This is a genomic window from Actinomadura sp. RB99 (genome assembly GCF_014706005.1).
Taxonomy (GTDB): domain Bacteria; phylum Actinomycetota; class Actinomycetes; order Streptosporangiales; family Streptosporangiaceae; genus Spirillospora.
In genome coordinates, this window is the sequence record NZ_JABMCA010000007.1 from 147,588 (window position 1) to 171,389 (window position 23,802).

At 73.4% G+C, this 23,802-nt stretch carries 23 protein-coding genes and 1 pseudogene; 8 read left to right on the plus strand and 16 right to left on the minus strand.

Translation table 11 applies throughout. The features are described 5' to 3' along the window. Positions 1-231 precede the first annotated feature (231 nt). On the plus strand, positions 232-1,506 hold the full coding sequence (locus amrb99_RS09320; protein ID WP_190854742.1) for an HNH endonuclease signature motif containing protein: 1,275 nt from the start codon (positions 232-234) through the stop codon (positions 1,504-1,506). A 424-nt stretch (positions 1,507-1,930) separates the two neighbouring features. Here amrb99_RS09320 and amrb99_RS09325 read toward each other — a convergent pair whose 3' ends face one another. Beyond that, positions 1,931-2,224: a DUF397 domain-containing protein gene (locus amrb99_RS09325; protein ID WP_190854743.1), complete on the minus strand. Its 294-nt coding sequence runs from the start codon at positions 2,222-2,224 to the stop codon at positions 1,931-1,933. On the opposite strand from amrb99_RS09325, the pseudogene amrb99_RS09330 reads away from it, so the two are divergent. Together amrb99_RS09330 and amrb99_RS09335 are read left to right on the plus strand one after the other, a co-directional pair. Continuing rightward, positions 2,204-2,565, plus strand: a pseudogene (locus amrb99_RS09330) (transposase); the annotation flags it as partial. The gene amrb99_RS09325 and the pseudogene amrb99_RS09330 overlap by 21 nt on opposite strands. 172 nt (positions 2,566-2,737) lie before the next feature. Next, the gene (locus tag amrb99_RS09335) at positions 2,738-3,244 is read left to right on the plus strand and encodes a LysE family translocator (protein ID WP_190854744.1); all 507 of its coding nucleotides are present in this window, start codon (positions 2,738-2,740) and stop codon (positions 3,242-3,244) included. 277 nt (positions 3,245-3,521) lie between these two features. Here amrb99_RS09335 and amrb99_RS09340 read toward each other — a convergent pair whose 3' ends face one another. After that, a complete protein-coding gene (locus amrb99_RS09340; RefSeq protein ID WP_190854751.1) occupies positions 3,522-4,196 on the minus strand; it encodes a TetR/AcrR family transcriptional regulator in 675 nt (224 codons plus the stop codon). Between the two features lie 100 nt (positions 4,197-4,296). Here amrb99_RS09340 and amrb99_RS09345 point away from each other — a divergent pair, with 100 nt between their 5' ends. Beyond that, positions 4,297-5,163 (plus strand): alpha/beta hydrolase, encoded by an 867-nt coding sequence (locus tag amrb99_RS09345; protein ID WP_190854753.1) that lies wholly within the window; start codon positions 4,297-4,299, stop codon positions 5,161-5,163. A 218-nt stretch (positions 5,164-5,381) separates the two neighbouring features. Next, positions 5,382-6,977, plus strand: a complete 1,596-nt coding sequence (locus amrb99_RS09350) for a CehA/McbA family metallohydrolase (protein WP_190854756.1) — start codon at positions 5,382-5,384, stop codon at positions 6,975-6,977. 42 nt (positions 6,978-7,019) lie between these two features. Here amrb99_RS09350 and amrb99_RS09355 read toward each other — a convergent pair whose 3' ends face one another. The 11 genes from amrb99_RS09355 to amrb99_RS09405 form a co-directional block, all read right to left on the minus strand. Then, a complete protein-coding gene (locus amrb99_RS09355) occupies positions 7,020-9,170 on the minus strand; it encodes an acyl-CoA dehydrogenase (RefSeq protein ID WP_190854758.1) in 2,151 nt (716 codons plus the stop codon). Positions 9,171-9,241: 71 nt separating this feature from the next. Then, positions 9,242-9,658, minus strand: a complete 417-nt coding sequence (locus tag amrb99_RS09360) for a VOC family protein (protein ID WP_190854760.1) — start codon at positions 9,656-9,658, stop codon at positions 9,242-9,244. A 47-nt stretch (positions 9,659-9,705) separates the two neighbouring features. Further along, positions 9,706-10,392 carry a YoaK family protein gene (locus tag amrb99_RS09365; RefSeq protein ID WP_190854762.1) on the minus strand — a complete coding sequence of 229 codons (687 nt, stop codon included), beginning with the start codon at positions 10,390-10,392 and terminating at the stop codon, positions 9,706-9,708. A gap of 87 nt (positions 10,393-10,479) precedes the next feature. After that, entirely contained in the window at positions 10,480-11,772 is a 1,293-nt protein-coding gene (locus amrb99_RS09370; RefSeq protein WP_241755395.1) for an AI-2E family transporter, read from the minus strand. Between the two features lie 66 nt (positions 11,773-11,838). Next, a complete protein-coding gene (locus amrb99_RS09375; protein WP_190854764.1) occupies positions 11,839-12,663 on the minus strand; it encodes an ABC transporter permease in 825 nt (274 codons plus the stop codon). Further along, positions 12,660-13,664 carry an ATP-binding cassette domain-containing protein gene (locus amrb99_RS09380; protein WP_190854766.1) on the minus strand — a complete coding sequence of 335 codons (1,005 nt, stop codon included), beginning with the start codon at positions 13,662-13,664 and terminating at the stop codon, positions 12,660-12,662. Before amrb99_RS09380 ends, amrb99_RS09375 begins: the two co-directional genes overlap by 4 nt. 4 nt (positions 13,665-13,668) lie before the next feature. After that, positions 13,669-14,220: a MauE/DoxX family redox-associated membrane protein gene (locus amrb99_RS09385; protein ID WP_190854768.1), complete on the minus strand. Its 552-nt coding sequence runs from the start codon at positions 14,218-14,220 to the stop codon at positions 13,669-13,671. Continuing rightward, complete coding sequence (locus tag amrb99_RS09390; protein WP_190855001.1) at positions 14,217-14,645, minus strand: lasso peptide biosynthesis B2 protein; 429 nt, start codon at positions 14,643-14,645, stop codon at positions 14,217-14,219. Before amrb99_RS09390 ends, amrb99_RS09385 begins: the two co-directional genes overlap by 4 nt. 2 nt (positions 14,646-14,647) lie before the next feature. After that, entirely contained in the window at positions 14,648-14,917 is a 270-nt protein-coding gene (locus amrb99_RS09395) for a lasso peptide biosynthesis PqqD family chaperone (RefSeq protein WP_190854771.1), read from the minus strand. Continuing rightward, on the minus strand, positions 14,908-16,734 hold the full coding sequence (locus tag amrb99_RS09400; RefSeq protein WP_190854773.1) for an asparagine synthase-related protein: 1,827 nt from the start codon (positions 16,732-16,734) through the stop codon (positions 14,908-14,910). The genes amrb99_RS09395 and amrb99_RS09400 overlap by 10 nt, the downstream gene beginning before the upstream one ends. 86 nt (positions 16,735-16,820) lie before the next feature. Continuing rightward, positions 16,821-16,946: a lasso RiPP family leader peptide-containing protein gene (locus amrb99_RS09405; RefSeq protein ID WP_190854782.1), complete on the minus strand. Its 126-nt coding sequence runs from the start codon at positions 16,944-16,946 to the stop codon at positions 16,821-16,823. Between the two features lie 184 nt (positions 16,947-17,130). On the opposite strand from amrb99_RS09405, the gene amrb99_RS09410 reads away from it, so the two are divergent. Then, positions 17,131-18,129 carry an LLM class flavin-dependent oxidoreductase gene (locus amrb99_RS09410; RefSeq protein ID WP_190854784.1) on the plus strand — a complete coding sequence of 333 codons (999 nt, stop codon included), beginning with the start codon at positions 17,131-17,133 and terminating at the stop codon, positions 18,127-18,129. 25 nt (positions 18,130-18,154) lie between these two features. On the opposite strand, the gene amrb99_RS09415 is transcribed toward amrb99_RS09410, so the two are convergent. After that, entirely contained in the window at positions 18,155-18,928 is a 774-nt protein-coding gene (locus amrb99_RS09415) for an AfsR/SARP family transcriptional regulator (protein WP_190854786.1), read from the minus strand. A 310-nt stretch (positions 18,929-19,238) separates the two neighbouring features. On the opposite strand from amrb99_RS09415, the gene amrb99_RS09420 reads away from it, so the two are divergent. Together amrb99_RS09420 and amrb99_RS09425 are read left to right on the plus strand one after the other, a co-directional pair. Beyond that, positions 19,239-19,964: a LuxR C-terminal-related transcriptional regulator gene (locus amrb99_RS09420; RefSeq protein WP_190854788.1), complete on the plus strand. Its 726-nt coding sequence runs from the start codon at positions 19,239-19,241 to the stop codon at positions 19,962-19,964. A gap of 199 nt (positions 19,965-20,163) precedes the next feature. Then, entirely contained in the window at positions 20,164-21,591 is a 1,428-nt protein-coding gene (locus amrb99_RS09425) for an LCP family protein (protein ID WP_190854790.1), read from the plus strand. On the opposite strand, the gene amrb99_RS09430 is transcribed toward amrb99_RS09425, so the two are convergent. Both amrb99_RS09430 and amrb99_RS09435 read right to left on the minus strand, forming a co-directional pair. Then, positions 21,592-23,013 (minus strand): ATP-binding protein, encoded by a 1,422-nt coding sequence (locus amrb99_RS09430; RefSeq protein ID WP_190854792.1) that lies wholly within the window; start codon positions 23,011-23,013, stop codon positions 21,592-21,594. It abuts the gene before it with no gap. Beyond that, positions 23,010-23,753, minus strand: coding sequence for a response regulator transcription factor (locus tag amrb99_RS09435; RefSeq protein ID WP_190854795.1), 744 nt, complete (start codon positions 23,751-23,753; stop codon positions 23,010-23,012). The genes amrb99_RS09430 and amrb99_RS09435 overlap by 4 nt, the downstream gene beginning before the upstream one ends. Between the last annotated feature and the right edge of the window lie 49 nt (positions 23,754-23,802).

Sequence of the window (23,802 nt, forward strand, 5' to 3'; positions counted from 1 at the left end):
TAGGCAGGTGATGGGGGCAGGCTCCGCCTGCCCCGCCCCGGGTCGCGCCACCCCACCACCCCCTTCCGCCAGGAACCAAGAGGCGAGACCTCCACCTTCCATGAGGCGCGAAGATCAGCAATGGGCCACGTGGTGCGGCCGCCTTTCCCGCCCTGATAAATACCGGGAAGAATATGACTCGAACGGCCTTGAACCGCCTCGAATGTCGGTCACACAGGGTACTATTTACGTATGCAATCAGTGACGGTCGAGCTTGAGGCCGCGTCCACCATGGAACTGGTGAACGCGCTCTCAACCATCGCCACTGAACTCGCATCGCGAGAAGCTCCCGAATCCGCTGCGGTCTGCCTTGAACTCACCGAAACCCTCGCGGCCGCATCCGATATGCAGGAAAGCGCGCTGGCATCGTTCATCGGTCGGGTCGACACCGCCGGAGAACAGGCCCGCTGGGGATATCCCTCCACCCAAGCATGGCTGCGATCGCGGCTGGGCATGCGCGACAGCCGAGCCAAGGAGCGCCTCACCCTCGCCCGGCAGCGTCACCGCCTGCCCCAGGTTTCAGCCGCGCTCGCCTGCGGCGACCTGCCCTACGGCTACGCCGTCACGGTCGCCGACTCGGTCGCCCGCCTGGACGACACCGACTGCGCTGAAGCCGAGACAATCCTCCTCGGCTTCGTCGACCAAGGCTTCTCGGCCGGAAAGGTAGCCGCGTTCGGCCGCCGCATCCGCGACCTCATCGCCGAACGCGACGACACCGAAGACGCCCCCGACGAGGACACCAAGCGCGGCTACGACAAGTCCTGGCTCACCACCACGCGTTCGCTGGACGGCGGCCGGTACGTCAAAGGCTGGCTGAACCCCGAGGACGCCGCGATCTGGGACGGCACCCTCGCTCCGCTGGCCAAGCCGGCCGGACCAGACGACCGCCGCGACCTCCCCGAACGCACCGCAGCCGCCCTGTCCAGCGTGCTCTCAGGCGGACACAAGGCCTCCAAGGTCACCGTCATCTGCGACCTGGACACCCTCACCGGAGGCAACGCCCCCGCCCGCCTCACCGACGGCACCCCCATCCCCGCCGCCCAAGCCCGCCGCATCGCCCTCTCCGCCGGAGTCTCACCCCTCCTACTTGGGCGCGGAAACACCCCGCTGTACCTGGGCTACCGCGAACGATTCGCCTCCCCAGCACAACGCCAAGTCCTGGAGACGCTCTACCCCTCATGCGCCGTGCGGGGCTGCGAGGTCCCCGGCACACTGTGCGAGGTCGACCACGTCCATGGGTGGGCACTCGGCAATAGCCCCACCGACATCGACCAGCTCACCCTCACCTGCGGATGGCACAACCGCTTCAAACACACCAGCCCCGACAAGATCCAGATCACCAAAGATCAAGACGGGCGATACATCTACCGGCTACTCCCACCAGCCGACGCCAGAAGATCCACAACCGGGACCGGGCCACCAGGCAGCATCGGGCCACCCGGTTCGGCCCTCGGCTGGGCCGCATAACGATCATGTCCGACGCCACACCGGCACCCGGCACGCCGATGCAGCGCCGGTAGCTGTTCTACGCCCCTGGGCGCTTCCAGGGGTGGCTCCAGCGCCAGCGCGGGAACGCGGTGTCACGATCCGGGCTCGCACCGAAAGCCATCCAGCGTCCGAAGGCAGGGTCCAGACCGTCACAGCAAGGCGACGCACGCCCTCCGTGGCGCGCGGCGGGCCGTCCAGGGGTAGGCGGACGGCCCGCCGCGACTCAGCCTCGCGGCGCGGCGGGAGACGGTTGAGGATCGCGCGGGCAGAGTTCACCGCACCGCGCGAGGCAGCGCGGGTGACCAACAGAACGGCCCCGTCCGATTCCTTGCCGTCCCGGACCGGGGTTGGGTGGACGGCTCGCCACGACTCGCCCTGTGGAAGGTGGAGACGAAATCGGGGGTCAGCGGGTCGCGTGGGCGAAGTTCACGGCGTCACGCAGAGCCGCATGCGTCACCAGCAGGACGGGCCACGTCCACCACCGCCCGGCCGCGTCCGCCAACTCAGCGCAATCCCCGCCATCGGAGCCGCTGTGGTTGCTCTTGCGCCATGAGAGCCCCGCCAGCTCCACGCAGTTGCCACCGTTCTCGCCACTGCGTGTGCTTTTGCGCCACGACAGCCGCGCCAGCTCGATGCAGTTGCCGCCGCTGGAGGTGCTGTAGCTGCTCTTACGCCAATGGACGCTTTGCAGAGACATGGCTCGGTTGTGGCGAGCTTCAACGAGAGGCTGGTTCCCGACGAGCTGTGGGAGTTGTTCCAGCAGGTGGCGCCACCTGCGCCGGTCCGGCCGCAGGGCGGCGGACGACGCCGGGCCGACGACCGCAACGTGCTGGCCGCGATCGTGTTCGTGGCGACCACCGGCCCGCACCTGAAGGCAACTCCCGCCGATCTTGGGTGCGTTCTGGCAGACGGTGCACCGCCGGTTCACCGAGTGGACCCAGGCGCGGGTATGGGCCAAGATGCACCGCATCATCCTGGACGAACTGGGCGCGGCCGGCGAACTGCGCATGCGCCATCGACTCCGTCAGCGTCCGGGCGGCCTCAGAGCCTCTAATACCGCCTTGGCAGTCCACCTTCTGAACTGGCTCACTCGCACTCGATTTGGAAGATGCTCACTTAACTGATCGATTTCGTGCGAGGTGTCGGTCGCGGTGATCTGCACTCCCGGCCTCGACACCGCCCTGACCGTTCGTAACGCCGTGGGCGGCGGGTGCCGTACGGGCGTCTGGACCGCTGCTGGGTTTTCCTCGGCCAGGCGGCCTGGACGGTTGCCGCCGCGCTCGGCCTGGCCGGCCTCGTCCACGCCTCCCAGCCGGCCTTTTGGGCTTTGAAGATCGCCGGTACGGCTTGCCTGCTCTGGCTGGGAGGGCAATCGTTGTGGAGGGCCTGGCGTGGCCAGAGGCATGGTGGGGAGCGGCAGGATGGACGGTCGCGGCTCTCGGCGGGACGGGCACTGCGCCAAGGGCTGATCAACGACCTCGCCAATCCGAAGATGGCGGCGTTCTTTATGAGCCTGCTGCCTCAGTTCGCCTCCGTGGACGGCGGGGCACTGGCCGCGATGCTCTGCTGCTGGCCTTCGTCTGGCTGGCTCTACAGCCTGGTTATCGACAAGGCCAAGGACACGCTCCGGCGTTCGGCAGTTCGCCGTGTTCTTGAAGCTCTTACTGGAAGCGTCTTGGTCGGTTTCGCCGCACGGCTAGCGCTCACCCCTCGCTGATCAGCCTCGGATCGCGGGCAGATCATCCGCGGCCTATCCGCAGGTACAGAGCGTCACGCTGATGACCGTCAAGGTCCGGAGGCGGTACGGCGTTGGCGGTGCGCTATCGCTGCCCGTTGAGCAGTTCGATCTGCATTCAGCCCCAGAACGATTCGATGCCCCCGTGATCGGAGTGCGGGCCGTTTCGGTGATGCCGTCGCCCACAATTGGGCGGAGCGGTCGCGGGTCGAATGGCGATCGCCCCTGTCGGCCACCGGCTCGGTATGCTCCGCCGAGGTCATTCCCGGCTCCAGCCTGGCGCCGATGTGGTCTTGGCGGAGCCGGACGTGGAAGGTCTGACCGGAGGCTCACTTGGTTCGGTCGGCTGCAAGAGGCGATTGAGAAACTCCTCGACGGCGATCTCCGCGGTGTTCTGAGCGGCCGCTATGTCGTCGGCCAAGGCGATGACCAACGCCATCTCGTTGCCGGCGGCCAGCAGGATGTGCGCGAACGGTTCGACGAGCTGCGCCGGAACGCGTCCGGCGTCGGCGGCCTCCTGCAGGACGGCTTTGAGCATCCCCAGCCCGTACTGCTCCTCGATGGCGCGCCAGCGACGCCAGCCCAGCACGGTGGGCGCGTCGATCAGCAGGATCCGGCGCACGACCGCGTCGCCCGCGAGCCGGATCCAGGCCAGCTCCGCCGCCTTGAGCAGGCCGTGCGCCTCGGTCGCCCCGCTCGCCCGGGCGGCGGCGAGGGTGGCTTCCCCCACCTTCGCGTGGACCGCCTCCACCACCGCCTCGAACAGACGGTCCTTGCCCCGGAAGTGGTGGTACAGCGATCCGCGGCTCACCCCGGCGCGCTCGAGGACGGCCTCGATCGAAGTGCCCTCGTAGCCCCGGTCGGCGAACAGCTCCGTGGCCACCTCGATCAGGCGCTGCCGGGTCGCCTGCCCGCGGTCAAGGCGTCGGTCCATGCGTTACCTCCGTTGACAAACCGACAGTCGGTTTATAACTTCTAGACCGACAGTCGGTTTCCTGGGTTGTCGCTGTTCACCCTACGACCACGGAGGCAGCATGTACCTGGCCGGATACGACGATCACCGGCACACCGTGCGCACCCCGTCCGGGACGCTGAGCCATGTGGAGATCGGCACCGGGCCGGCGGCGCTCTTCGTCCACGGAGTCGCCACCAACGCCTATATCTGGCACGACCTGATTCCCCTGCTCGCCGACACACGGCGCTGCATCGCCATCGACCTTCCGCTGCACGGCCAGAGCCCGGCAGCACCCGAACACCCGCTCACCGTCGGCGCGTTCGCCGACACCCTCGCGGACGTCTGCGCGCACCTGTCCCTCGACCAAGTGGACCTCGTCGGCCATGACACCGGTGGCGCGATCGCCCAGGTGTTCGCCGCCCGCCACCCCGAACTGATCCGCACGCTGACGCTGACCAACTGCGAGACACAGGACAACATCCCGCCGGCCGCCATGGCGGCCACCGTCGAGGCGGCCCGCGCCGGCCAACTCGCCGCCGCGGCCCCGGACCTCGTCGCCGACCCCGCCGCCGCCCGCGCGATCTTCAGCACCGGCTACCAGGACCAGCGGTATCTGACCCCAGAGCTGGTCGATGCTTTCCTCCAGCCGGTCATGGGAACCCCGGCGGCCGCCGCGCGTTTCCAGGAACTGGTCGCCCGGCTCGGCCCGGACGACCTGCTCGCCGCCGAGCCGGCCCTGCGGGCACTGCGCGCCCCCACCTTGATCGCCTGGGCGACCGACGACGAGTTCTTCGACGTGAAGTGGGCGCGCTGGCTGCACGACGCCATCCCGGGTGCCCGCGACGTCGTCGAGATCACCGGCGGAAAGCTCTTCTTCCCACACGAACGCGCAGCCGAACTCGCGCCGCACATCCGTTGCCACTGGACCGCCGCCGACCACGCATGATCGACGGCTGCGGCGCTCCAGGAAGCCGCGGTTCTGCCAGTGCTGGGGAGTGCGGCCGGTCGGCGGGGGTGCGGGCAAGGTCGTCTTCGCGGTGCTCGACCCGTCCTGAGCGAGGGATTCGTCATGTCGGCGACGGCTGCGGGAAATCGGACGATCATCTGGGCTTCGGCGGGGCGGCCGAGCATGCAGGGGTTTTTCCCTTCTCGGTGAGGATGCCCATGTGCCTTGATGGACGATGCGAGCGGCACGCCGCCGCGCTGCCGGCCGACGACGGCGCGCACACCCTGGACCGGCGGCGGCTGCTGATGGCGGCGGCGACGGGAGCGGCGCTGACCCTGGTCCCCGTCTCCTTCCCCCAGGCGCGGGCTGCGGCGGCGCCTCCCGGAGGGGAGGTCAGCCGTACCGTCACCGGGCACCTGGAGACCGGTGCCGCCGACTTCGTGTACCTGCCCGTCGAGGTGCCGAAGGGCGTGCAGAAGATCGCGGTCGAGTACTCCTACGACAGGCCGGCCGTCCCGGCGGGCACGCCCGGCAACTCGTGCGACATCGGCATCTTCGACCAGCGCGGCACGAAGGTGGGCGGGAAGGGCTTCCGCGGCTGGTCCGGGGGCTTCCGGACCTCGTTCGAGATCAGCGCCGCGGAGGCCACGCCCGGCTACCTTCCCGGCCCGATCGGCGCCGGGACCTGGAACGTCGTCCTCGGCCCGTACCAGGTCGCGCCGCAGGGCATGGACTACCAGGTCAAGATCACGCTGACGTACGGCAGGGACGGCGCGCCGTTCGCGCCGAAGTACCCGCCCGCGAAGGCGAAGGGGCGCGGGCGGGCCTGGTACCGGGGCGACGGGCACCTGCACACCGTCCACTCCGACGGCCGGCGGCTCCCGTCCGAGGTGGCGGCCGGGGCGCGGGCGGCCGGGCTCGACTTCATGGTGTCCACCGACCACAACACCTCCTCGTCCCACGGCGTCTGGGGCGAGTTCGCCGGGGACGACCTGCTCATCATCACCGGCGAGGAGGTCACCACCCGCAACGGCCACTGGCTGGCGCTCGGCCTGCCCGCCGGGGAGTGGATCGACTGGCGCTACCGCGCCCGGGACGACGGCTTCGCCCGGTTCGCCCGGCAGGTGCGCCGTTCCGGCGGCGCCGTCGTGCCCGCCCACCCGTACTGCCCCTACGTCGCCTGCCAGTGGAAGTTCGGCTACGACGAGGCCGACGCGGTCGAGGTGTGGAACGGTCCGTGGACGTATGACGACGAGTCCGCGGTCGACACCTGGGACGCCAGGCTCGGTGAGGCGGTGCGCGCGGGCAAGGGCTGGCTGCCCGCGATGGGCAACAGCGACGCGCACAGCGAACCGCAGGTCATTGGGCTGCCGCACACCGTCGTGCACGCCGACGAGCTGAGCACCGGCGCCGTCCTGGACGGGATCCGCGCCGGGCGCAGCTGGATCACCGAGTCGTCGGCGGTGGACCTGGCGTTCACCGCGACCGCCGGAGGGCGGGAGGCGGGCATCGCGGACACGCTCACCGCGAAGGCCGACGCGCCCGTCGACGTGCGGCTGGAGGTGTCCGGGGTGCCGAACGGCACCGTCCGGTTCATCACCGACGAGGGCCAGATGCACCAGGAGTCGCTTCCGGCCTCCGGGAAGGGCACCGTGGTGTGGCGGACGACGACGTCGCTCACGGCGTACGTGCGGGCGGAGGTCCGCCACCCGATGGCCGACGGCAGTCCCGGCAAGGGCAACACGATGGGACCGGCCCTGGTGTGGGGCCTGATGGCGGCGCTCACCAACCCGATCTTCCTCAAGCGCGCCTGACGGCGCCGGGGGTTCCGGGCTCCCGGAACCCCCGGGCCGCGGTCACTTGATGAGCGGGTCGCGGGGCAGGCGGAGGATCCGCTCGGCGATCTGGTTGCGGGTGATCTCGGACGTGCCGCCCGCGATGGACATGCCGCGCGAGCCGAGCCGCATCCGTCCGGCGACCATGCCGAGGCCCTCGGAGAACACCAGGTCGGGCCCGGCGAACGCGGACAGCAGGGCGGCGGCGGCGTGGCCGTGCTCGGCGAGGACGAGCTTGGTGATGTTGCCCTCGGGGCCGGGCTCGCCGCCCGCGACGGCGCGCTCGGCGCTGCGCAGGTTGAGCAGGCGCAGCGCCTGCGCCTCGGCCTCGTGGGCGCCGACCCGCTCGGCGCCGGCCGGGACGCGGTCCGGGTGCTCGGTGCACAGTTTCACCAGGTCGGGCAGCTGGTAGGAGCCGCCGACGCCGCCGCCGATGCTGACGCGCTCGTTGCCGAGCGTGGCGCGGGCGACCGTCCAGCCCTGGTTGGGGGTGCCGACGACGTCGGAGTCGGGTACGAAGACGTCGGAGAGGAACACCTCGTTGAACTCCGAGTCGCCGGTGATCTGGCGGAGCGGGCGGACCTCGACGCCCGGGTGCTCCATGTCGATCACCATCATGGTGACGCCGGCGTGCTTGGGGGCGTCGGGGTCGGTGCGGACGGTCGCGAAGCCCCAGCGGCAGTAGTGGGCGCCGCTCGTCCACACCTTCTGGCCGTTGACGATCCAGCCGCCGTCGGTCTTCACGGCGCGGGTCCGCACCGACGCGGCGTCCGACCCGGCCTCGGGCTCGCTGAACAGCTGGCACCAGATCTCCTCGCCGAGCAGCGCGGGCCGCACCCAGCGGTCGACCTGCTCCCGGGAGCCGTGCTGGATGATGGTGAGGATGTTCCAGCTCGTGATGCCGTACTGCGGGCGCTTCACGCCGGCGGCCTTGAACTCCTCCTCGATGACGAGCTGGAGCCCGGCCGGGGCCTCCAGGCCCCACGGCTTCGGCCAGTGCGGCTGGACGTAGCCGGTCTCGATCAGCCGGCGGCGCTGCTCGTCGGGGGGCAGCGCGGCGATCTCGCGGGCCAGCCCGCGGACCTCGGCGCGCTTGGCCTCCGCCTCCGGCGGCAGGTCGAGGGCGGTGGCGCGGACGACGCCGGCGGCGAGCAGGCGGGTGACGTCGCGGGCGGCGGCCTCCGGGTCGACGACGGCCTCGATGGCGGCGGCGCGGCGCATCAGCAGGTGCGCGTCGTGCTCCCAGGTGAAGCCGATGCCGCCGTGCACCTGGATGTTCAGCCCGGAGTCGTCGAGGAACGCCGGGACGGCGAGCGTCGCGGCGATCGCGGCGGCCAGCTCGAACTGGTCGGACGGCCCGGACGCGGCGCGCGCCGCGTCCCACACGGCGGCGGTGCCCAGCTCGGCGGCCACGAGCATGTTCGCGCAGTGGTGCTTCACGGCTTGGAACGTGCCGATCGTGCGGCCGAACTGCTGCCGGACCTTCGCGTACTCGGTGGCCGACTCGACGCACTCCAGCGCGCCGCCGACGGCCTCGGCGGAGTAGAGGGCGCGGGCGATCGCGGTGGCGTGGGCGGCGGCGCCCCCGACGACCTCCACGGACGCCCCGTCGAGCCGGACGCGGGCGGCGCGGCGGGACGGGTCGAGGTTCGCGGGCACCTCGACCGTCACGCCTTCCGCGTCCGGCCGGACGATCACCACGTCGTCGCCGGCGGTCAGCAGCAGCAGGCCGGCGAGGCCGCCGCCGAGCACCACGGCCTCGCCGGACGCGGTGCCGCCGTCCACGGTCACCGAGCCGTCCAGGCCGAGGGCGGCCGGGACCTCGCCGGACGCGAGGTCCGGCAGCAGCCGCGCGCGCTGCTCGTCGCTCCCGCGCGCGGCGATCACCGCCGACGCGGCCATGGTCGGGACGAGCGGCCCCGGGGCGACGGCGCGGCCGATCTCCTCCGCGACGACCACGAGCTCCGGGAGCCCGTACCCGCCGCCGCCGTGCTCCTCCGGCAGGTGCAGGCCGAGGAGCCCAAGACCGGCGAACTCCTTCCAGAACGCCGGGAGCGTCTCCTCGCCGGCCTCCAGCAGCGCGCGGTTCGCGGCGCGCGCGTCATGGTCGCGCAGGAAAGCGCGCGCCGTCCGCGCCAGTTCGCGATGCTCCTCGCCGATGGCGATCGCCATGGATCCTCCCAGGGTGTTCCGCGCCGGCGGCGCATGTCGGGTGGTGTGCCGCTCAGCTAATAATTGCTCGCTTACACCCCGTCCTGTCCACCGGCCCCCCGCGGACGCTCCTGGAGCACCCACGCGTTGCCGTCCGGGTCGGCGAAGAACGCCATGGTGCTCCACGGCTCCGTCCCCGGCCCCTTGACCTGCACGCCGTTGTCGAAGTGCACGACGTCGCCGACCGGCACGCCCCGTCCGGCCAGCTCCTTGTGCGCCGCGACGACGTCGGAGACGACCAGGGTCAGCCCGCTGAGGCTCCCCGGCGCGCCACCGGTGACCAGATGGATCGAGCACCCGGAACCGGGCGGGGTGAGCTGGACGATCCGCATCCCGCCGGGGACGGTCCGGTCGAGGTCGACCGCGAAACCGACCTGCTCCCCGTAGAACGCCTTGGCCCGGTCCACGTCGGAGACGGGCACCGGCACGACTTCCAGTTTCCATTCCATGACGGTGATGACGTACGGCGGCGCCGGAAATCATCGCGTCCGCCGGTTCAGTCCGCGGCGGACTCGTCCTCCGGCGGGAGCACGTACGCCGCCGGGACCACGATCGCGAGCATCGCCAGCGGGATGAGCACCGCCCCGGCCCCTTCTCCGTTGGACGTGAACCCGGTGGCCACCGCACCGGCCAGGAAGGACGCGAGGACGAGCGCCTGGAGGACATGCCCGAGGCGGCTCTGGCGCCGCAGCCCGGCGCCGTGCAGGCGGGTGCTCAGATCGACGACGAGCGACGTCATGGTTCCCGTGATGAAGACGGTCGTCACGCCGGACACCCCCAGCCGCGTCACCGCCCCGGCCTGGAGGCCCATCGCCACGCCGGCGAGCGCGATGAAGCCGAACCTCGGCGCGCTGTGCGCCGGTCCGCCGAGCGCCGCCCACCAGCCGAACCACGCGGCCAGCGGCACCAGCTCGATCGCCAGGCAGGACGCGAGGAGCCGCCGCCCGGACGGCAGGAGCCCGCTCGCGGACGCGCCGAGGACGAAGGCGCCGAGCGCGCAGAGCGACCGCAGCGCGGCGCCGGCCTTGCCGGTGGCGATGCCGATGCCGAGCAGCGCGGTGTTCCCCGTCATGTTCCCGGTGAAGACGTGCCCGAGCCCGAGGTAGCTCACGACGTCGGTGGCGGCGGCGACCACGGCCAGGCCGGGGAGGATGACGGCCCGCCTGGGCGTGGGAAATGCCATGCAGCCGCACTACCCGGGCGCCGCCGCGCCATTCGAAGGCGGGCGCGCGGCGGAAGGGCTGGTCGGGCGGACGGTCGGGGCGGACGGTCAGTCGTCCGCTCCCCCGCGGCCCGCCTTCCCGCCGGAGCCGTCGCCGTCGTTTTCGCCTTCCGGCGGCCGCTCGCGCTCGTCGCCCCCCGCGCGCTCGTCCTCCCCGGCGCGCTCGTCGCCCCCGGCGCGCTCGTCGCCCCCGGCGCGCTCGTCGTCTCCGGGGGGCTTGTCGCCTCCGGGCGGTTCGGTGGCGGCGGCGACGTCGGGAGGCAGTTCCTCGGGCGGGTCACGCAGGGCGGGCCAGGCCCGGTACACGACCGCCGCGACCGGCACCGCGACGGCCGCCCCGGGGATGCCGCCGACGATCCCGCCAACGCTGATCGCCAGGATGATGGCGAGCGGGTGGAGCCGGACGAGCCGTCCGACCAGCAGCGGCTGCAGCAGGTGGCTCTCGGCCTGGTGCTCGATGATCAGCACGCCGAGGAAGATCAGCGCGATGAGGCCGCCCTTGGCGGCGAACGCGACGGCGACCGCGAGCGCGCCGCCGACCAGGATCCCGACGATCGGGATGAAGCTCCCCAGGAAGATCACCACGGCGAGTGGCGCGACCAGCGGGACGCCGAGGACGGCCAGCACGACCGCCAGCACGACGGCGTGGATCGCGGCGACCATGACGGTGCCGTGCACGTACTGCGACAGCGTCTCCCAGGCGGCGCGGCCGGCCCGGTCGATGCGGGGGCGGTAGCGGCCCGTCCCGCCGATCGTCCAGTCCCAGATCCGGGCGCCGTCCTTGAGCAGGAAGAACGTGATGAACAGCATCAGCACGAGGGCGGCGAGCACCTCGAGGGTGACCGCGCCCGCCTGCACCGCGGTGTTCGCGAGCTTGCCGCGCCGCTTCTCCAGGTAGTTGATGCCCTGGTCGATGGAGTTCTGGATCTGGGAGTGCTTGACGTGCAGCGGGCCGGTCTCCAGCCAGTGCTGCAGGGAGCGGGCGGTGGCCTGCACCTCGGTGGCGAGCTTGGGGAACTCCTGGTTCGCCTGGATCCCGACGAACGTGCCGATCCCGCCGAGCACCGCGAGGGCGATCAGCATGGTGATCCAGGTTGCGGCGAGGGACGGCAGCCCGGCCCGTTCGAGCCGGGCGGTGAGCGGGCGCAGCAGCGCGCACAGGAACAGCGCGATCGCGCACGGCAGGAAGACGATCTTCAGCGTGCCGATGATCCACACCAGGCCGTAGCCGACCGCGCCGATGGCGATCAGCCGCCAGGACCACGCCGCGGCCGCTCTGAGCAGGGGCGGTGCCGGCGGCGATGCCGACGCCGCGGACCTGCGGTGCCGTTCGTCGTTCATCCGCGCCCCTCCGCCGGGACGCCGGTCTTCTCCCCCACTCCGGAAACTCTATGCGTCCGGCGCGGCTCAGATGCCGCGCCGGAAGCCCCGGATCGCGAGCGCGGCCGCGGCGGCGCCGACGGCCGCGCTGACCGCGAGGGCGGTGACCGCGTCGGCGAGTGCGGGGCCGCCGAGCGCGAGGGCGCGCGCCGCCCGGATCCCGTAGGTGGCGGGGTTGGCGGCGACGACCGCGCGCAGCCAGCCGGGCAGCGCGCTCGCCGGGACGAACGCCTCGGAGGCGAAGATCAGCGGGAACGTCGCCAGGCCCGCGACGCTCTGCACCAGCTCGGTGTTGCGGATCCAGCAGGCGATGGCGATGAAGATCCAGCCGAGGCAGCAGCCGACCGCGAGCGCGAGCGCCGCGGCGCCGAGCGCGCCGAGCGGCCCGCCGGCCGGGCGGAACCCCAGCAGCGCCGCCGCGAGGACGAGCAGCAGCAGTTGCTGGAGCGCGCAGCGGACGGTGTCGGCGGCGCTGCGCGCGAGCAGCACCGCCCCAGGCCAGATCGGCATCGACCGGAACCGGGCGATGATCCCGTTGCGCATCTCCTGGGTGAGCCCGACCGCGGTGTTCAGCGCCGCCTGCATCGCCGACGTCACCATGATCGCCGGGACGAGGAAGTCGACGTAGCGGACGCCGGGCGGGAAGCCGGGCGCCCGCGCGACGCTGCCGAACAGCTGGCTGAACGTGCCGAGCATCAGCAGCGGCCCGAGCATGCTCGCGACGACGAGCCGGGGGTCGAGGACGAGCGCGCGCAGCGACCGCCCGGTGAGGACCCGCAGCTGCGTCCAGATCCCGGCGTCCTGCGGGGGTGCCGTGCGGGCGGTGTCCCGGGCGGGCGCGCCGACCGTCACGACGCGTCCCCCGCCGCCGCGTCCCCCGCCGCCGTGTCCCCCGCCGCCGCGTCCGTGCGGCGGGGGCCGGTCAGCGACAGGTACACGTCGTCGAGGGTCGGCGCCGTCACGGCCAGCTCGTAGTCGCCCGCGACCTCGGCGTCCAGCGTCCGCGCGACGACCGCGAGATCGCGGGGGCCCGCCAGCGGGACGGCGAGGACGTCGCGGCGAGGGTCGTACTCGGGGCCGAGCCCCTCCAGGCGGAGCGCGCGGGCGGCGGCCCGTGCGGCGTCCCGGCCGGAGAACCGCGCGGTGGCGGTGCGCCCGCCGACGCGGGCCTTCAGGTCGGCGGGCGCGCCGGCCGCGACGACCCGGCCGTCGGCGAGCACGGTGATGGTGTCGGCGAGCCGGTCCGCCTCGTCGAGGTACTGGGTGGTGAGCACGACGGTCGTCCCGTCCCGGACGAGATCCTCGACGATCGCCCAGGTCGCGAGGCGGGCGGCCGGGTCCAGGCCGGTGGTGGGCTCGTCGAGGAACAGCACCTCGGGGCGGCCCGTCAGGCTGGCCGCGAGGTCGAGGCGGCGCCGCATCCCGCCGGAGTAGCCGCGCACCGGCCGGTCGGCCGCGCCGGCCAGGTCGAACGTCTCCAGCAGCTCGGCGGCGCGGCGGAGCGCGGCGCGCCGCCCCGTCCCGCGCAGCCGCGCGACCAGCACCAGGTTGTCGCGGCCGGAGATCTGCTCGTCGACGGCCGCGAACTGCCCGGTCAGCGCGATCCTGCGGCGCACCTCGCGGGGCTGCCGGACGACGTCGTACCCGGCGACGCGGGCGGTGCCGGCGGCCGGCCGGCACAGCGTGGCGAGCACGTTGACCAGCGTGGTCTTCCCGGCGCCGTTGTGGCCGAGCAGCCCGAGCACCGAGCCGGGCCGCGCGGCGACCGTCACCCCGTCCAGCGCCTGGACCGGCCCGAACCACTTGCTGACGCCCGCGGCCTCGATCGCGTGATCCGCCGCACGGTCGGACACCGGGTCAGCCCGCGTTCCGGGCCGGGGCGACCAGCCGCTTCATCAGCGCCGCGACGATCCGGTCGTACCAGCGGGTGAAGGCCCACGCGCCGACCGCCCCGGCGGCGACCGCGGCCGCCGCCCCCACCGGCCGGCCGACCGGGACGGGCGCGCCCGCGACGGCGCCGGGCAGCGCGGCGGCGAGCAGCAGCAGGTTCCGGACGATCATCGCCTGCCCCATCACCGAGCCCTTCGACCCGAAGCAGCGGCATTCGGCGAAGACGCCGCCGCGGACGGCGCGCACCACGATGCCGATGAACAGCACGAGCAGGGCGGACGCCAGCGCGAACCCGGCGCGGGCCGCGGCCGGCAGCGCCAGCAGCACGACCGCCGTCCCCTCGCCCGCGACGACCAGCGCGCCCGCCGGGACCGCGACCCGCTCCGGCAGGATCGCGAGTTGCCGGATCGACCCGGTGAACCCGCGGAACCGCGACGCGCTGCGCGCCTTCCCGACGAACGCGGCGGCGAACACGGTGAGGATCAGCGCCCGGCAGGCGAGCAGGACCAGGTCCGTCATCGGTCCGCCTGCGCGCTGCCGGGCGCCGCGACCACCATCGTCTTGGCGAACGCCAGCACCTCGGCGCGCTCGCCGACCGGCGCCCCGCCGGCCTCCACCCAGGCGTGGGCGCGGAACGGCTCCAACCGGACGCCCGTGCACCAGTCCGGCCACGTCCCGCCCGCGCGGCACAGCAGCACCGTCGCGAGGGACCGCTGCAGGCAGCCCTGCCCGGCGCACTGGACGCTCACCGTCACCACCGCCTGCCGCGCCGCGAGCGCCTCCTCCCCCGACGCGGGACGCGCGCCCCGCCGCAGGAAGGCGAGGACGCGGCGCAGCCGGCGCGGCGGCAGCGCCGCGATCAGCCGGGCGGCGCCCACCGCGGCGCGGGCCCCGGCCCGCCGCCGCCGCGTCAGCCGGACGGACGGCTCCAGCGCGACCGGCATCGTCACGGCGCCATCACCTCGGCGTCGCGGAGCGTCCGGACGAACGCGGCGACGTCGGCGGTGACCCGCTCCGCCGCGTCCGGGTGCCGGGCCCGCAGCTCGCGGACGGCGTCGTCGACGGTCCCGCCGTCCAGCAGCAGCCGGATCACGGTGGTGCCGGTCGCGTTCAGCGCCCAGTAGCGGCCGGTGCGCTCGTCCAGCAGTACCGTGCCGTGCTCGGTCTCGGTCATCGTCACGTGGGGCGACAGCGACGCCCCGGGAGTCACGGGCATCTCGGGCCTCCGGTTGATGGGTGCGGGACGCGGTCGCGCTCGACGGCGCGCAGCCACGTCTCGCAGGCGAACGTGCTGATCAGCGGCATCAGGGTCAGGGACGAGGGCGGCGGCGCCTCCAGCACGGCGCGCAGCGCGGCGGGGTCGACGAGCCCGAGCCGCGCGAGGCGCATGTCGTCTCCGCACAGGCCGAGGAGGTCGGCGCGGTGCCGGCGCAGGCTGTCGTAGGCGTCCGCGCTGTACTCGGATTTCGTCGCCCGCCCGAGGATCCGGGCCGGGACGGTGCCGGCCATCGCGGCGGACAGGGCGGGCTTGTACCGGTCGGGCATCGTCGTGTCCCGCAGGCGGACGGCGAGCGCGGCCTCGATCACTCGGTCGTCGACGAACGGCGCGTGCCAGGCCACGCCCTCCCGGGAGGTGAGCCGGTCGACGCGGCGGATCGTGTCGCCGCAGAGCCGGGCGTCCTGCAGCGCGGCGTGCTGCCCGCGCAGCGGCGCGAGCGGTTCGACGCCGGACGCGCCGACCCGCCGGAACAGGGTCCGCGCCGCGCCGGCGGCGTCGGCGGTCGCCCAGGGCGGCAGCCGGTAGGCGATCCCCCAGCCGAACGCGGGCGCGCCGCCGACCTCGCGGACCGGGTCGGTGAGCGTGTCCGCCGACGCGGCGAGCCATCCGCCGAACGTGTCGCGGTTCAGCAGCGCCCGCACCGAGGGCAGCAGCCGCCACCGGTACATCGCCCGGTACGCGCGCAGGTGCCGGACGGCGCCGCCGCCCCGCGTCCGCGCGAGCGTGTGCAGGTTGAGCGGGTTGCCGAGGAACAGCTCGTCGCCGCCGTGCCCGGTCAGGTGGGAGGCGGAGCCGGCGGCGGCGACGCGGCGGGCCTGGTGGACGAGCCGGGCCCGGGTCCGGATCCAGGCGAAGGGCCCCTCGACGTCCGGGTCCGGGCCGGGTTCGGCGATCCCGTCGAACCAGGTGGGGGCGGTGTCGCGGGCCAGCACCAGGTGCTCGGCGGACGGCAGGTCCTCGGCGGCGAGCCGCGCCCAGTGCCGGTCCTCGTCGGCGCGGTCGGCGGCCTCCCAGCGGGTCGTGACGAGCCGGTCCGCCTCGCCGGCGGCGAGGAAGCACAGGCTGGTGGAGTCCATCCCGCCGGACAGGTCCGCGCTGATCGTCTTGACGCCCCGCGCGCGCACGGCGACCGCGTCGCGCAGCGCCCGCCTGACGCGGCGCGCACCGTCGGCGAGCGGCAGGTGCGGCTCCGGCGGCGTCCACCACCGGACCGGGCGGCCCCGGCCGTCGGGGCCGATCTCGAGGTAGCAGCCGGCGGGGACGGCCTCGATGCCCGTCCACAGCGGCGTCTCGCCGATCGGCCACGGCGGCCACGGCGCGACGAGCCTGGCCGCGAGCAGCTCCTCGTCCACCCGGTGGTCGCCCGGCAGGGACATCGGCGCGGCGGCGGCGACGGTCACCCCGCCGAGCGAGGTGTGGAACACCTGCCGCGCGGCCGACACGGCGCCCTGCACCCGGACGCGCCCGTCGATGGACGCGACGAGGTGGAAGCACCCGGCGAGCCGCCCGCACAGCGCGTCCAGTTCCCGCACCGAGCGGACGCGGGCGAGGACGCGTTCCAGCTCGTCCGGCGTGGTGTCGGCGGGCCCGAACAGCACGACGCGGTCGCGCCCGCACGTGGCGGACACGACGCTCTCCCTCTCCCAGCGTCCGACGATCCAGGGGCGGCCCGACGCGTGCTCGAACCGCGAAGCGGCCGGGCCCGCCATCGCGGCGGCCTCGGGCGTGTCCGGAAGGACGCGGAACTCCACCATTCCCAATTCCCTTTCACCGGGCGCGCCGGCGCCGGGGCGAACCGGCGCCGGCACTTCCGTTCCGAGCCGACGGGCCGCGCGGGACGTCAGCAGAGCATGACGCACGACCAGTCGTTCTCGAATCCCCAGCTCGGCCGGCCGAGGGTCAGCTCGGCGAAGCCGCCGACCTCCATCAGGGAGGGCGGCTCGTAGGCCGCCGCCTTCTGCTGCATGAAAAACACCCTCCTTGCGAACCGGTGCGGCCCCGGATGGGCCTTCCCGTTGCGCTACCACATTAGGAGGAAGGTCATTTCACTTACCTTGCAGTTGCCTCTCAGCGGAGCCGGGCGGTATTGAGATCGCCTGTTCCCGGCGCGAATATCGGCAGGACGGCAGAACCGATCGAAGGAGCCGGCGATGACGATCCTCTCCATCCTCGACACCGCGCCCGTGTGGCAGGGCTCGTCGCCGTCGCGGGCGCTGCGGGAGACCCTGCGGACGGCGCCGGAGGCCGAGCGGATGGGGTACCACCGGTACTGGGTCGCCGAGCACCACAACGCCCCGTTCATCGCCAGCTGCGCGCCGCCGGTGCTCGTCGCGCTGCTCGCGGCCGCCACGTCCCGGATGCGGGTCGGCTCCGGCGGCGTGATGCTGCCGAACCATCCGCCGCTGGTCGTCGCCGAGCAGTTCGGGACGCTGGCGACGCTGCACCCGGACCGCGTCGACCTCGGCGTCGGCCGGTCCCCCGGCACGGACATGAGCACGGCGAAGGCGCTGCGCCGGGTCAGCAGCCCGCCCGGGTCGGAGGCGTACCGGGAGCAGGTCCGCGAGCTGGTCGCGCTGCTGTCGCCGCGGCCCGGGGACCCGGTCGTCGCGGTCCCGGCGGCGGGCGGCGCGCCGGACGTGTGGCTGCTCGGGTCGAGCGTCGAGAACGGCCGGTTCGCCGGGGAGCTCGGGCTGCCGTTCGCGTTCGCGCACCACATCCGCCCGCAGAACGCCGAGCCCGCGCTCCGCGCCTACCGCGACGCCTTCCGGCCGTCGGCCGCGTTCCCGGAACCGCGGACGCTGCTCGCGGCGTCGGTCATCGTCGCCGATTCCGCCGAGCGCGCGGAATGGCTCGCCGGGCCGTCCAAGGTGATCGTGGCGCAGTCTTTGAGGGGCGTCCGGAACGGACCGAACGTCACCCCCGAGGACGCCGCGAAAGTCCATTGGACGGCGGAGGAGGACGCGGTTCTCCGCGAGCGCATGGCACATCATGTGGTCGGCGATCCGGAAACCGTCCGGGAACGCCTCGGCGAACTGCTCGCCGGAACGGGCGCCGACGAACTCATGGTGCTGACGCTCGTCCACGATCTCGACGAGCGGCTGCGCTCCTACGAACTGCTCGCCAAGGCGATGTCCGCCGGAAACCCGTGAGAGTCCCCTGGAAATCCCCTGCGGTTCAGAGCGAAAGGACCGAATGGTCGTCGCGCAGAATCGCCATCTGGAGGCGGCGGAGTTCGAGGTCGGGGTCGACGCCGAACTCGGTGCGCAGCTGCGAGCTGACCTTCCGGTACGCCGCCAGCGCCTCCACGCGGCGGCCCGACCGGGTCAGCGCCAGCATCAGCTGCCACCAGAACCGCTCCCGGAACGGGTACCGGTCGGTCAGCGCGCGCAGCTCCCCGACCATCCCGTCGTGCTCGCCGAGCGCCAGCCCGACCTCGCACCGCCACTCCACCGCCCGCAGGTACTCCTCGGTCAGCCGCGGCACCTCGGTCTGCTGCAGGGCGTCGGACCGGACGTTCGCCAGGACGGGCCCGCGCCACAGCGCCAGCGCCTCCCGCAGCCGCGCCGACTGGGCCGCGAGGTCGCGCCGCTCCCCCGCGGCGGCGGCCTCGCGCATCAGCGCGCGGAAGCACAGCAGGTCCAGCCCGCCGGGCCCGAGCTCCAGGACGTAGCCGCCGGAGGAGGTGGCGAGCAGCCCGGCCGAACCGGGCGCGTGCCGGTCGAGCCACTGCCGCAGCCGGGACACGCAGGAGTACAGCGCGCCGCGGGGACGGTCCGGCAGCCGGTCGCCCCACAGGTGGTCCAGGAGCTGCTCCAGCTGGACGACCTGCCCGGCGTTCAGCGCCAGCACGGCGAGCAGCACCCGCTGCCCGCCCTTCGGCAGCTCCACCCGCCGGCCGTCCACGGCCGCCTCCAGCGGCCCGAGTACCTTGAGACCGACCCCGTTCATGTGGTTCCCCCCTGCGTCGGTGCGGCTGCTTCGGCAGTACGGCTCAGTTTGCGCAGAGTCGGGTCGCCTGTCATGACGGTCGTTCGGCGGTCATGGCACGGTCGTGGCCCCCGCGCCGCCGGGGCCGCACGGCGTCACCGGCGGGCCAATCAAAACTCTCTATGACGGGACGGCTCCGCTCAGTAAGATCGAGGGGTTATCGCTCCCCGCACCGTCCCGCCCGTGCCCGCACGCCTTCGCCCCGCCTCGCCCCGTCCGCCCCCACCGACGCACGCTCCCCGCCCTGAACGAAGGTCTGACCCGCTCCCCGATGGCTCCCACCCGCCGAGTCACCGTCGCCGTCGTCGACGACCACGACGTGGTGCTGTCCGGCGTCCGCGCCTGGATCGACGGCGACCCGCGCCCCATCGAGATCGTGGACACCGCCACCAGCATCGACGGGCTCGACCCGCGCCTCGCCGCCGACGTGCTGGTCATCGACCCGCGGACGGCCGGCGAGCCGGCGTTCGAGCTGATCGCCCGGCTCGCCGCGGCCGGGCACCGCATCGTCGTCTTCTCCCAGCAGGCCGGGGCCGACCTCGCCCGCCGGGCCGAGCTGGCGGGCGCCCGCGCGTTCGTCCGCAAGGAGTCCGCCGAGGGCCAGCGCCGGCTGGTCGAGGCCATCCTCGCCGTCGCCGACGACGCGACCGGCGGTGCCCCCGACGACGCGTCCGGCGGTGCCCCCGGCGACCCGACCGGCGACGCCGCAGGCGGTGCCTCCGGCGACGCGGCGGGCGACGCCTCCGGCGGTGCACCCGAGCCCCGCGAGGCGAGCCCGTGCCGTCCGCGGTTCTCCGAGCAGGAGCTGCGGACGATGCGGCTGTGGCTCGGCGGCCTCACCCGCGCGGCCGTCGCCCGCAAGATGGGCATCAGCGAGCACACGGTCAAGCAGTACCTCGCGCGCGCCCGGGAGAAGTACGCCAGGGCCGGCCGCGACGCCTCCAACCGCATCGCGCTGTACCGCGAGGCCCGCCGCGACGGCCTGCTCGACGACTAGAACGGCCAGAGCTGCCGGAACGGCCGGAACGCCCGGTCCGGTCACCCGCTGGAGTCGTCCCAGCCGACCTCGTGACCATCGTTCCTGGAGGGGGGAGGGTAGTGGATACTGTCGTCTGAGTCACGTGTTTGAACAAGGTTCGACTGAGCGCGGTGGCCGCTGACCGGTGCTCACGATTCAGACGGAGTCGCTGGAGCCGATGAGCAGCAAGCCGACCTACATCGACTACGCGGACGAGGTGGACCCCGACCCCGATCCCGCGCCGCCGCGACGGCGCGGCCGGCGGGTCCTGAAGTGGGTCGCGATCGTCACCGCCGTGCTGGTCGTCGCGGCCGGAGCCACCGGCTACGGGTTCTACTGGCAGCTCCAGCACAACATCGACCACGAGGACACCGACAAGCTGATCGGCGGGAACCGGCCGCCGAAGCTGAACAACGCGCTGAACATCCTGATGCTCGGCACCGACAGCCGCGCCGGCGCCAACGCCAAGTACGGGCGGCGCATGAAGGACGACCCGCCGCGCTCGGACACGATGATCCTGCTGCACCTGTCCCCGGGCGGGAAGCAGGCGACGGGCATCAGCTTCCCGCGCGACCTGATGGTGCCGATCCCGGCGTGCCGGCGCGCGGACGGCACCGCCTCGCCCGCCGTGACCATCGGGATGATTAACAGCTCGTTCACCAACGGCGGCGCGTCCTGCACGGTCAAGACGATCGAGGACCTCACCCACATCAAGATCGACCACTTCATGCAGGTCGACTTCACCAGCTTCAAGAGCGTGACCGAGGCGGTCGGCGGCGTCGAGGTCTGCCTGCCGCAGGACGTGAACGACAAGGACTCCAAGCTCCACCTGACCAAGGGCAAGCACACCATCCAGGGCGAGACGGCGCTGGCCTACGTCCGCGACCGGCACGGCCTCGGCGACGAGTCCGACCTGCAGCGGATCAAGCGGCAGCAGCAGTTCATGGGGTCGCTGGCGAACAAGGTGCTGAGCGCCGGGACGCTGACCGACCCGAAGAAGGTGTACGACCTGGCCGAGGCCGGCACGAAGTCGCTGACCACCGACAAGGGCCTGGACCTCGGCACGATGGTGAAGATCGCGCGGAGCATGCACGGGCTGACCGCCGGCAAGCTCGACTTCGTCACCGTGCCCGTCACGGCCTACGCGCCCGACCCGAACCGGGTGGCGCTCAGCCAGCCGGCCGCCGGGCAGTTCTTCACCGCGATCCGCCAGGACCAGTCCGTCGAGGCCGCCGCGAAGAAGACCACCGGGCCGGTGCAGGTGCGGCTGTACAACGCGACCGGCCGCGCGAGCACGGCGGCGACCGTCGCGAAGCAGCTCAAGGCGCAGGGCTTCGTGATCGTCGGGACGGACACCATGAAGACCCGGCCGACGACCGGCGTGTACTACGCGCAGGGCTCGCAGGCGCAGGCCGCCGCGCTCGCCGCGGTGATCCCGGGCGCGAAGAAGGCGCTGTACCCGAAGGCCGGCCCGGGAGTCGTGAACCTGGTGCTCGGCACCTCGTTCACCGCGGTGAAGACGAAGAAGAAGGCGGGCATCCCGACCCTGGAGGGCGAGATCCACGCCGACGGCGACATCTGCGCGACGAGCACGGCGGGGACCTGATCACCCGCCCGGCAGGGTGATGCGGAAGGTCGACCGGCCCACCAGCCTCGCCGTGCCGCCGTGCGCCGCGGCGACGGCCTGGACGATGGCGAGGCCGAGGCCGGTGCCCCCGGCCGCGCGGGACCGGCCGTGGTCGGCCCGCACGAACCGCTGGAAGATCTCCTCGCGGGCCTCCGCCGGGACGCCCGGCCCGTCGTCCTCCACGTCCAGCACGACGGCCGGCGGCAGCGGCTGGGAGAGCCGGACCGTGACGTGCGTGCCGGGCGGGGTGTGGGTGCGGGCGTTGGCGAGCAGGTTGGCCAGCAGCTGGTGCAGCCGGCGGGCGTCCCCGGTGATCGTGACGGGCTCCTCCGGCAGCACCATCTCCCAGCGGTGGTCCGGCCCGGCGGCGCGGGCGTCGCTCGTCGCGTCCAGGACGAGCCGGGTCAGGTCGACCGGCTCGGACTCCAGCGGGCGGCCCGCGTCCAGCCGGGCGAGGAGCAGCAGGTCGTCGACCAGGTCGGTCATCCGGACGGACTCGGCCTCGATCCTGCCGAGCGCGTGCCGGACGTCCGGCGGGACGCCCTCGCGGGTGCGCAGCGCCAGCTCGGCGTGGCCGCGGATGGCGGCGACCGGGGTGCGCAGCTCGTGGCTGGCGTCGGCGGCGAACCGGCGCAGCCGCTCCTCGCTCGCGTGCCGGCGCGCGAGCGCGTTCTCGACGTGCCCGAGCATCCGGTTGAGCGCGGCGCCGACCTGCCCGACCTCGGTGCGCGGGTCGGTGTCGGGCACGCGCTCGGGCATCGCGACCTCGCCGCTGGCCAGCGGCAGCTCGGTGACGCGGGACGCGGTCGCCGCGACGCGGCGCAGCGGCCGCAGCGTGAGCCGCACCCACGCCGCCGCGGCGATCCCGGCCGCGATCAGCACGGCGCCGAACACGGTGAGCTCCACCAGTTCCAGCCGGTGCACGGTGTCCTCGACGGGCCGCAGTGGCAGCCCGCTGACCAGCACGTCCCCGTCGTCGCCCCGGTGGGCGCTCACCCGGTAGTCGCCGAGCGATGACAGTTCGACGTCGTGCCCGCGGCCGTCGGCCGGCAGCGCCGCCAGGGCGCGCACGTCCGCGGCGGTGGCCGGCACCGCCTCGACCGCCTGGCCGCGGACGACGGCGGCCCGTGTGACCCGCCCCTCGAACAGGCGGGCCCCGAACGTGCCGGACGCCTGGCCGCGCGAGTCGGGGCGGTTGTCGGCGTCGGGGTGGTGCTCGTGCTCCAGGCTGGCCGGGAAGCGCACCCCGACCGCCGTGAGCTGCTGATCGATCCGGCTCACCAGGAAGCGCTGCAGCGCCGTGGTGGTGGCGATGCCGACCGCGAGGCAGCTGAGCGCCAGCAGGACGACGAGCCCCGCCGTCAGCCGGGCCCGGAGGGTCCGGACGTGCGGCAGCCTCACGGGGCCTCCGACGGCTTCAGCACGTACCCGACGCCCCGGACGGTGTGGATCATCGGCGCCCGGCCCGCGTCGATCTTCTTGCGCAGGTAGCTGATGTACAGCTCGACGACGTGCGCCTGGCCGCCGAAGTCGTAGTCCCACACGCGGTCGAGGATCTGCGCCTTCGACAGCACCCGGCGCGGGTTGCGCATCAGGAACCGCAGCAGCTCGAACTCCGTCGGGGTCAGCTCGACGATCTCGCCGTCCCGGGTGACCTCGCGGGCCTCCTCGTCCATCGCGAGGCCGCCGACCGTCAGCAGGCCCGCCGTCCCGGCCTGCCGGGTCATCCCGGCGCGGCGCAGCAGCCCGCGCAGCCGGGCGAGGACCTCCTCCAGGCTGAACGGCTTGGTGACGTAGTCGTCGCCGCCCGCGGTGATCCCGGCGATGCGGTCCTCGACGGCGTCCCGCGCGGTCAGGAACAGCACGCAGACGTCGGGGGCGTCGGCGCGCAGCCGCCGCAGCACCTCCAGGCCGCCGATGTCGGGCAGCATCACGTCCAGCACGACGGCGTCCGGGCGGAAGTCGCGGGCCGCGGCGAGGGCGCCCGCGCCGTCCCCGGCGGTGCGGACCGCCCAGCCCTCGGACGCCAGCACGCGCGACAGCACCTCGGCCAGATCGGGCTCGTCGTCGACGACCAGGACGCGGACGGGCGTGCCGTCGGCGCGGCGCAGTCCGGCGCCGGCGGGTTCGGGAGTGCTCATGATGGGATCAGCCTCCCTCTCCAACCTCTGCGTTCGCTCAGAGAAACCT

Excerpts from the sequence above, each read along its gene's own strand:
- amrb99_RS09320 (WP_190854742.1), top strand. The coding sequence starts at position 232 with ATGCAATCAGTGACGGTCGAGCTTGAGGCCGCGTCCACCATGGAACTG.
- amrb99_RS09325 (WP_190854743.1), bottom strand. The coding sequence starts at position 2,224 with ATGTCTCTGCAAAGCGTCCATTGGCGTAAGAGCAGCTACAGCACCTCC.
- amrb99_RS09340 (WP_190854751.1), bottom strand. The coding sequence starts at position 4,196 with ATGGACCGACGCCTTGACCGCGGGCAGGCGACCCGGCAGCGCCTGATC.
- amrb99_RS09345 (WP_190854753.1), top strand. The coding sequence starts at position 4,297 with ATGTACCTGGCCGGATACGACGATCACCGGCACACCGTGCGCACCCCG.
- amrb99_RS09350 (WP_190854756.1), top strand. The coding sequence starts at position 5,382 with ATGTGCCTTGATGGACGATGCGAGCGGCACGCCGCCGCGCTGCCGGCC.
- amrb99_RS09355 (WP_190854758.1), bottom strand. The coding sequence starts at position 9,170 with ATGGCGATCGCCATCGGCGAGGAGCATCGCGAACTGGCGCGGACGGCG.
- amrb99_RS09360 (WP_190854760.1), bottom strand. The coding sequence starts at position 9,658 with ATGGAATGGAAACTGGAAGTCGTGCCGGTGCCCGTCTCCGACGTGGAC.
- amrb99_RS09365 (WP_190854762.1), bottom strand. The coding sequence starts at position 10,392 with ATGGCATTTCCCACGCCCAGGCGGGCCGTCATCCTCCCCGGCCTGGCC.
- amrb99_RS09370 (WP_241755395.1), bottom strand. The coding sequence starts at position 11,772 with ATGAACGACGAACGGCACCGCAGGTCCGCGGCGTCGGCATCGCCGCCG.
- amrb99_RS09385 (WP_190854768.1), bottom strand. The coding sequence starts at position 14,220 with ATGACGGACCTGGTCCTGCTCGCCTGCCGGGCGCTGATCCTCACCGTG.
- amrb99_RS09390 (WP_190855001.1), bottom strand. The coding sequence starts at position 14,645 with ATGCCGGTCGCGCTGGAGCCGTCCGTCCGGCTGACGCGGCGGCGGCGG.
- amrb99_RS09395 (WP_190854771.1), bottom strand. The coding sequence starts at position 14,917 with ATGCCCGTGACTCCCGGGGCGTCGCTGTCGCCCCACGTGACGATGACC.
- amrb99_RS09400 (WP_190854773.1), bottom strand. The coding sequence starts at position 16,734 with ATGGTGGAGTTCCGCGTCCTTCCGGACACGCCCGAGGCCGCCGCGATG.
- amrb99_RS09405 (WP_190854782.1), bottom strand. The coding sequence starts at position 16,946 with ATGCAGCAGAAGGCGGCGGCCTACGAGCCGCCCTCCCTGATGGAGGTC.
- amrb99_RS09410 (WP_190854784.1), top strand. The coding sequence starts at position 17,131 with ATGACGATCCTCTCCATCCTCGACACCGCGCCCGTGTGGCAGGGCTCG.
- amrb99_RS09415 (WP_190854786.1), bottom strand. The coding sequence starts at position 18,928 with ATGAACGGGGTCGGTCTCAAGGTACTCGGGCCGCTGGAGGCGGCCGTG.
- amrb99_RS09420 (WP_190854788.1), top strand. The coding sequence starts at position 19,239 with ATGGCTCCCACCCGCCGAGTCACCGTCGCCGTCGTCGACGACCACGAC.
- amrb99_RS09425 (WP_190854790.1), top strand. The coding sequence starts at position 20,164 with ATGAGCAGCAAGCCGACCTACATCGACTACGCGGACGAGGTGGACCCC.
- amrb99_RS09435 (WP_190854795.1), bottom strand. The coding sequence starts at position 23,753 with ATGAGCACTCCCGAACCCGCCGGCGCCGGACTGCGCCGCGCCGACGGC.